Here is a 7303-nt window from a genome sequence, read left to right as displayed (position 1 = left end):
AGCTCTTCATCGACAGCTCCCCGATCAGGTGTGCCAACTGCGGGTCGCCGGAGTGATTCCGTCCTGCCTCCAGATGGAGGTAGGCCACGTTCTCGCGGGCGCAGGAGGACCAGTCCGCGTACAGTTCCCGGGACGCCGGGTCCAGGAAGGTGATCCGGGCGATGTTGCGCTCGGCCGGGTCCACGGCGGCGTAGTCGCCGAAGAGGGCGCACGCTGCCGGGTTCCAGGCCAGGATGTCCATGCGCCGGCCCATCACCATCGCCGGTACATCCTTCAACTCCTCCAGCAGCCGCCGGAGCATCGGCCGCGCGCTCTGCCGGCGGATCCGGTGCTGGCGCGCTGAACGGGCGGTGCGCCGCGGTCGGGCCAGGTGGTGCAGGTGGCGGACCTCGTCGTCGTTCAGCCGCAGTGCGCGGGCGAGGGCGTCGAGCACGGCGTCCGAGGGGTTGGATACGCGGCCCTGTTCCATCCGGGTGTAGTAGTCGACACTCATGCCGGCGAGCTCGGCGATCTCCTCGCGGCGCAGGCCCGCGACACGGCGCGTCCCGCCGAAATCCGGTAGGGCCACATCCTGCGGGTGCAGGCGGGCGCGGCGGTTCCGGAGGAAGTCACTCAGACTGGTCGCGGTGCTCATACGACGATTGTGGCCGATCGCGGTGGTGTGCTGCCTGGCCCTGCCGGTGCCAGGCAGCACACCATCGGCCGGCGGCCCAGAGGGGGATGTCAGGCCTGGCGGGTCGGCAGGACGATCGACTGGCGCAGGTTGACCTGCCGGCGACGGCTGACGGTGTACGCGATGAGGTCGGCGATGTCTTCGGCAGTGAGAGCTGGGATCGTGGTGAACATCCCGTCGAGCTGCCCGCGCAGTTCCGTGTTGTCGATGTGCCCACCGAGTTCGGTGTCGGTCAGGCCCGGCTCGATGGTGCTGACCCGGACGTCGCGGGGGCCCAGCTCGGTGCGCAGCGCGGCGGACAGCTGGGTGAGGGCGGACTTGGTGGCCCCGTACACGGCGTAGTCGGGGAAGAGGACGTGAGAGGCGATGGAGGAGACGTTGACCAGGTCGGCGGTGCGGCCATCGACGGCGGCCGCGGCGAGGTCGGGGGTGAACGCGCGGATGACGCGCAGAGCGCCGGTGAGGTTGGTGTCGATCATGCGGGTCCACTCGTCGAGCCGGCCCTCGGCGAGGGGGTTGGGCAGCATCACACCGGCGTTGTTGACCACCAGGTCGACCAGGCCGTAGGCATCGTGGACGGCCTTGGCCGCGGCGTCGACGGAGGACTGGTCGGTGATGTCGGCGGTGACGGCGAGGGCCTGGCCGCCGGCGGCGGTGAGTTCAGCGGCCAGCGCGTCCAGCCGGTCGGTGCGCCGGGCGAGCAGGGCGACGCGGGCGCCGCCCGCGGCGAGCAGGCGAGCGGTGGCTGCTCCCATGCCGCTGGCCGCTCCGGTCACGACGGCGGTGCGGGTGGCGAGTGAGGGATAGCTCATGGGGTTCTCCTAGGTCTGCTGCGCGGGCCGGTTCCGGTGGGCCGGCCCGGTCACTCCGGCGGGCCGGCGCGGTAGGCGGATGCCGACCACTCTGCGCCCGGCGGGGACGGCCAACCAGCGCCTGCCGTTCCTCGGGAGAGCCGGTACCACCCTGGGCCGGACGGCCCGGTCCGCAGGCATCCGCTCTCAGGGGCACCCGAGGGAAAAGTTAGGGGTAAGTACTAGGGATTTTCCCCATGGTTTCCGGCTGTATCGAGCGCACTCTGAAAGGGACAAGCACTCGGCTCAGTCCCGGGAAGGTTCGTGAGGAGATGGCCGACGATCAGGTGTACGGCGATGCCAGGGTGAATGCCACAGTGTTGGCGGAGGTGCTGTTCTGCAGCCCTCTTCAGCCCTCGAATCGGCCCACCGTCCACGAGGTACGCCAAGCCGTCGAGGCCGTCTGGGACGCCTGTGAGGCCCCGGAGCAAACATGCGTGGCCCAGTTGGCGGCCGACTACGGACGGCACCCGGAACTGGCCTGTGCCAGGATGCGCTGGTGCCAGGGGATCGTGGCCTGGGCCTATGACGTGCCCCTGGCGTCAGCACCAGCCGCCTGAGGGCGGCACTCCTTCAGCCGTGTCGTTCCCCGCGCCGTCCACGGGCACGGCTGGATGTCGTATTGGTGACTGGTAGCCGGTCACCGGCTTTCCACCTGGCCGAACAACCACGCCAGCGCGGACAGTGCGTTGGCGGCATACTTCTGCTTGCCGGACTCGAGCGCATAGGCCAGCTCTTCCAGAACACTGCACCTGGCGTAGAAGACGGCGCGCTCGCGGACGTCCGAAGGCAGCTCGGCAAGGACGGCCGGCCCCAGGTCGCGGTGGAGGAGTCCGTGGTCGTAGGCGGGGTCGGTGAGCGCCGCGTCGGTCCAGTCGAGGATGTCGGTGACAGCCCAGCCGGCAGGGTCGACGAGGACGTGCTCGGCGCCGAGATCGTTGTGCGTGAACATCCGGGCGTGGCCGCGGGAGGGCGGATCGGCGGCCAGGAACGCCTCCACCCGCGGCCGGAACCGTGCCGGCAGGCGGCCGGCGACGGCCGGATAGAACGCGGCCGCCTCGGCGAGCCACTCCGTCATCGGCTGGTCGTCCACGGCGGCCAGGCCGGCCATCGACTCCGGTGAGATCGCGTGCAGCACGGCCAGCAGCCCCGAGAGCTGTGCGGCGAGCGATTCGGCGTGCTCCAGACGCTGTGGCAGGTCCAGCAGCGGGATGCCCGGTAGTTTCGGATAGGCCAGACAACCGCGCTCGGCGAGCACGAACGCCGGCACAGGGACCGGCACGGGCACGACTGCGGCGACCGCGTTCAGCAGGCGTGCCTCTCGGTCGATCGCGGCCGGATCCGGCTCACGGGCGAAACGCACGACCAGCGCGCCGTCCACATCGAACGCCCGGTTGTCCTCGCCCTCCTCCAGCAGCGTCACCGTACCGGCCTGATAGCCGGGCAGGCACTCGGTGAGAACACTTCGAACCTCGGCGGCGTTCATGGGTTCACCGTAATGGCGACTCGATGTGGGTGAACGTGCGCGCTGTGGGCCGGCGGATCCTGCGGCGGCGCAGGCAGGCGCGGGATCTCACGGGGAGACCGACGCCAATCACTGGCTCCTTGTCGTGGTCGTGGGGATGTCCATGCCCTCACCGGCAGCCGGCGATCCGCCCGTGGTGTGCGGATTCGGATGCAGACCGTCGAGCAGGATGCGGATCAGGGCGCCGGGGAAGTCCGGGCCGTTATCGATGCCGGCGAGCGCGACGAGGCCGTCGAGGATCTGTCCGAGAGAGACGTCGTCGCGCACTTCTCCGCTGCGTTGCGCGGCGCGGAAAAGGGGTTCGCCGGCCGCGATTGTGCGGGAGCGGCTGGCGCGGAGGATGGGGGTGCCCTGGGCGGATCCGGACAGCAGGACGGAGGCGAGAGGTCCTTTGCGGGCGCCGATGGCGTGGAAGCGCATGAGCCAGGCGAAGAAGGCCTCGCCAGGCGTGTCGCCACCGACGGATCCGGCGGCTCGGCACATGTCGTCGACGGTGTGACGGAAGAGTTCCTCAACCAGTTCGACTCTGCCGGGGAAGTTGCGGTAGAGCGTGGCCATGCCGACGCCGGCACGTCGGGCGATCTCGGCCATCGACGGTGCGGCACCGGGTTCGGCGAAGGCCTCGCGGGCGACCGCGATGATCTTCGACCGGTTGCGCTCGGCGTCGGCACGTCGGCCAGGGGCGGGCTCGGCGCTCACGGCGGATGCTTCCTTCCTTCGGCGTCCGGAGCCTCAGCGTACCGGATACCCTTCTCACTTCCTCTTGCAAGCGGACAGCCTGTCCGTTTAGACGGATCTATTGATCAGGACACCAGGAGAGGAACGGCCATGATCTGACCTTCGTGGACCAGGGCGAAGTGGGTGTTGTAGGTGGCCCTCCTGGCATCGGGGGACGGCATCGGGGGACGGCATCGGGGGACAGGGTATGGCGCACCGCCACCGCCACCGCCGCCTGCTGGCGAGGCCGTATCGCTTCCCGCTCCTCCTCATCCGGGCGGTGATGCCACTCGCAGCTCGGGCAGGTCGGAATGCCGGTCGCGGTATCGATGGAGAAGATGTTGCGCCTGTCGCCCGGAGAGCGGCGCGGATCGGCGGACGGGCTCGTCATCCACTCGCCGGTGGCGTCGTCGATCGGATGGCCGGTCATCTCCGACTCATAGCCGCGGATGAGCTCGGCGAGCGGGGAGTCGTAGCCGGCCGGGGGCGTTTCGCCCCGCTCGGCCGAAGCGAGCGCCTCGTCGAGCACCGGTTGGCCGGCCACACCGGCCAACCCGCACTGGCGGCGGGTCTCGGCGATCGCGGCCCGCCGCTGGAGACCGGAGGAGGCGCCGTCGACGGCCTCGGCGAGCCTGCGGTCGACGGCCCGCAGGGCGTGCCGGGTGAGCGGGTCGCCTTCCCGGGGGTCGCCCGGAACCGGGGCGGTGATGACTCCGCCCAGCAGTGCGGGGGTGAACAGCACCCCGCAGATACGGCCGGCCAGGGCCGGGGCGGCAGGAATGGAGTCGGACAGGTACTGAAACTCCTCATCCGGCTCGGGCTCCAGGCCCGGCTCACGCATGTCCTCGTTGAGGGCGTCGGGGTGCTGCCCCAGCGCTCCCGCGGCATCTGCGGGCGAAAGGCCGTGCGGATCCGGCCGTCTACGGCATGTCGGAAGCCATGCGAGGACGCGTAGTCGTGGCGCATGACGCAGACGGCTTCACCGCCGTCGCGGGTCAACTCGCGCAGCGTCTCGGGCCGGGTCCCTTCCCGGCCGCTGTACTCGAAAGCGATCGTCCAATCGCCGGACCGGGTCACCAGCACCATATGGCAGGCGGATCCGACATCCCCGACGGTGGGAAGGATCGGCTCGTCACACGTCCGGCTCGGCGGTGACGATGCGGTCGTGCTCTTCCGCCCACGCGTCTGGGCGCAGGTGAACGGCCTGCATCTTATTCGTAACGTAAAGTCACCTCAGGGGGTGGTGACCTCCCCGACATGCTTGGCGGCCGGGAGGTGAGGGGGTGAGCGTGCCGGATCGGGACCAGGCGACAACGCTGCTGGCGCTGCTGGACGGCGTCACCACCGCGCTCAGCGCCGGCGACGATCTGCCCTCGGCGGCGCGGGCGGCGCTGCGTGCGATCCGCAAGGCGACCGGCTGGACGCTGGGCCACATCTGGATCCCGGAGGGCGGCAGCGGCCACTTCGTCTCCTCCGGAGCCTGGACGGGCGCGATCAAAGAGTTCCCTCTGCTGTATCAGGCGACGGCCGGCACCCGGCTCGCCCCGGGCGCGGATCTCATCGGCCGGGCCGCGAGCACCGGCAAGCCGGTATGGTCGCGTGACGTCACCCGCGATCCTTCGTTCGTGCGCGCCGGGCGGGGCATGGATGTGGGCATCCGGACGGCATTCGCGTTCCCGGTGATCACCGCCGACGGCGTGGCCTCGGTGTGGGAGTTCTTCTGCCGGGAGGAGACCGAACCGGATGAGGCCCTGCTGCGGGTGATGTCCAACCTGGGCCATCAGATGGGCCGGGTGATCGACCGCCACCACGCCCGCCAGGAGGCCGAGGCCGTCAAAGGCCGGCTGGCACAGGTCATCGAGACCTCGGTGGAGGCCTTCGTGTCGGTCGACGCCGAGGGGCGCATCATCGGCTGGAACGCCGCGGCCGAGCACATGTTCGGCTTCCCGCGCACTCAGGCCCTCGGCACGGTCATGCACGAGACGATCATGCCGGTCCGCTACCGGGAGGCCTACCAGGTCGACCGGGCCCATTTTCTGGCCACCGGCCGCTCCCGGCTGATGGGCCGGCGGCTGGAGCTGGCCGCGCTGCGCGCAGGCGGCAGTGAGTTCCCGGCCGAGATGGTGTTCTGGGCCACCCGCCAGGCCGGCACCTGGATCTTCAACGCCTTCGTCCACGACATCACCGACCGCCGCCGCGCCGAGCAGGCGCTGCGCGAGGCCTACGGCCAGCAGCAGGCCGTCGTGGCGCGTCTGCAGGAGCTGGATCGCGCCAAGAACGAGTTCATCGACAGCGTCGGCCATGAGCTGCGCACCCCGCTGGTGAGCATCCTCGGCTATCTGGAGATCCTCACCGTCGACAACGACGATCTGCCGGCCGGCCGGCGCCTGCAGATGCTGGGCACCATGACCCGCAACGCCGGACGGCTGCAGCGGCTGGTCGAGGACCTGCTGGCGGTCACCACCGATGGTGAGCTGGACCTCACCCCGGTCCCGGTGGCGGTGAGCGAGATCATCGCCGAGGCGGTGCAGGCGGTGTCCGCCCAGAAGCGCTCCGGCGATCACCCCGTCCGGGTGCACCCGGCCACCGTGCTGCCGGACGTCCACGCCGACCGGGCCCTGCTGGTACGGGCGCTGGGCGCCTTGTTGTCGAACGCGGCCAAGTTCTCCCCGGCGGGCAGCCCGATCACCGTGTCGGCCTCGGCCGCCACCGGTGTCGTATCGGTCGCCGTCCGCGACGCCGGCATCGGCATCGACGCCGGTGATCTGCCGTACGTGTTCGACCGGTTCTACCGCGCCCCCTCCAGCGTCGAGGCCGCCGTCCAAGGCGTCGGGCTGGGGTTGGCCATCGCCAAGGCCATCGCCGAGGCCCACGGCGGCACCGTCACCGCCACCAGCGCTCCCGGTGAGGGCTCGACCTTCACCCTCAGCCTGCCGCTGCCTGCAGCCGACACCTAGACCCGGAGAGCCGGCCTCCAGTGCTGCGTTCTCCCAAAGCGGGTACGCAAACCGTAGGCGCCGGGAGGCGGTGGCGGTCGTCCCCGGATCCGGGGCCTGGCTCGTTTTCCTCCCGGATCAGCAGCACGATCCGGGCTCGTGCCGAGCGCCGGCCGGTGACGATCTCCATGCCCTCTGCGGAACCCGGCCCTAGGAGTGTCCTGAAGATCTTGGTGGTCTGGCCAGATGGGGTTCGGGACTTCAGACTCGGGTCATGATGGGCCGTCGGAGGAGTCTGGCCGGGCCTGAGGTATGGGTCGTGTGCCGGGAGTTGATCCCGGCCGGGAGCGTGTTTGCGTTCCTGGCCGAACACCGCCGGGCGTTGTTTCCGCCGCAGGCGTTTGCGGACATGTATGCGCCGGTCAACGGGCGCCCCTCGGTGCCACCGGGCCTGCTGGCTGCGGTGGTAGTGCTGCAGGCGCTGCACGGGTGCTCCGATGCGGAGGCGGCATCGGCGCTGCGCTTCGATGTGCGCTGGAAGGCCGCCTGCGGGCTGGGCCTGTATGACGCCGGTTTTGATCCGTCCCTGCTGACCTATTTC

7 protein-coding genes and 1 pseudogene are annotated in these 7303 nt (G+C 70.3%); 3 read left to right on the top strand and 5 right to left on the bottom strand.

The features are described from left to right. On the bottom strand, nucleotides 1-634 hold a 634-nt coding region (locus tag Pta02_RS40355; protein WP_203880339.1), incomplete at its 3' end, for a helix-turn-helix transcriptional regulator. Between the two features lie 89 nt (nucleotides 635-723). Continuing rightward, the gene (locus Pta02_RS40350; RefSeq protein ID WP_203880338.1) at nucleotides 724-1485 is read right to left on the bottom strand and encodes an SDR family oxidoreductase; all 762 of its coding nucleotides are present in this window, start codon (nucleotides 1483-1485) and stop codon (nucleotides 724-726) included. A 311-nt stretch (nucleotides 1486-1796) separates the two neighbouring features. Between Pta02_RS40350 and Pta02_RS40345 the strand changes: the two genes are divergently transcribed. Continuing rightward, nucleotides 1797-2084, top strand: coding sequence for a hypothetical protein (locus tag Pta02_RS40345; RefSeq protein WP_203880337.1), 288 nt, complete (start codon nucleotides 1797-1799; stop codon nucleotides 2082-2084). Nucleotides 2085-2164: 80 nt separating this feature from the next. Here Pta02_RS40345 and Pta02_RS40340 read toward each other — a convergent pair whose 3' ends face one another. The 3 genes and pseudogenes from Pta02_RS40340 to Pta02_RS40330 all read right to left on the bottom strand — a co-directional run bounded on the left by Pta02_RS40340 (nucleotide 2165) and on the right by Pta02_RS40330 (nucleotide 4852). Next, a complete protein-coding gene (locus tag Pta02_RS40340; RefSeq protein WP_203880336.1) occupies nucleotides 2165-3010 on the bottom strand; it encodes a phosphotransferase family protein in 846 nt (281 codons plus the stop codon). A gap of 108 nt (nucleotides 3011-3118) precedes the next feature. Further along, nucleotides 3119-3748: a TetR/AcrR family transcriptional regulator gene (locus tag Pta02_RS40335; RefSeq protein WP_203880335.1), complete on the bottom strand. Its 630-nt coding sequence runs from the start codon at nucleotides 3746-3748 to the stop codon at nucleotides 3119-3121. A 97-nt stretch (nucleotides 3749-3845) separates the two neighbouring features. Beyond that, nucleotides 3846-4852: pseudogene (locus tag Pta02_RS40330) on the bottom strand (DUF6461 domain-containing protein). Between the two features lie 197 nt (nucleotides 4853-5049). Here Pta02_RS40330 and Pta02_RS40325 point away from each other — a divergent pair. Continuing rightward, nucleotides 5050-6723 (top strand): sensor histidine kinase, encoded by a 1674-nt coding sequence (locus Pta02_RS40325; protein ID WP_203880333.1) that lies wholly within the window; start codon nucleotides 5050-5052, stop codon nucleotides 6721-6723. A gap of 328 nt (nucleotides 6724-7051) precedes the next feature. After that, the coding region (locus Pta02_RS40320) for a transposase (protein ID WP_203880332.1) at nucleotides 7052-7303 on the top strand (252 nt) is incomplete at its 3' end.

Origin of the sequence: Paraplanobispora takensis (assembly GCF_016863195.1) — a bacterium.
Classification (GTDB): domain Bacteria; phylum Actinomycetota; class Actinomycetes; order Streptosporangiales; family Streptosporangiaceae; genus Planobispora; species Planobispora takensis.
The sequence above is the reverse complement of the archived record's forward strand: the minus strand, read 5'-3'. Positions and strand labels throughout refer to the sequence as shown.

What these genes read in the sequence shown, in the direction of transcription:
- Pta02_RS40350 (WP_203880338.1), bottom strand. Translation starts at nt 1,485, where the DNA reads ATGAGCTATCCCTCACTCGCCACCCGCACCGCCGTCGTGACCGGAGCG.
- Pta02_RS40340 (WP_203880336.1), bottom strand. Translation starts at nt 3,010, where the DNA reads ATGAACGCCGCCGAGGTTCGAAGTGTTCTCACCGAGTGCCTGCCCGGC.
- Pta02_RS40345 (WP_203880337.1), top strand. Translation starts at nt 1,797, where the DNA reads ATGGCCGACGATCAGGTGTACGGCGATGCCAGGGTGAATGCCACAGTG.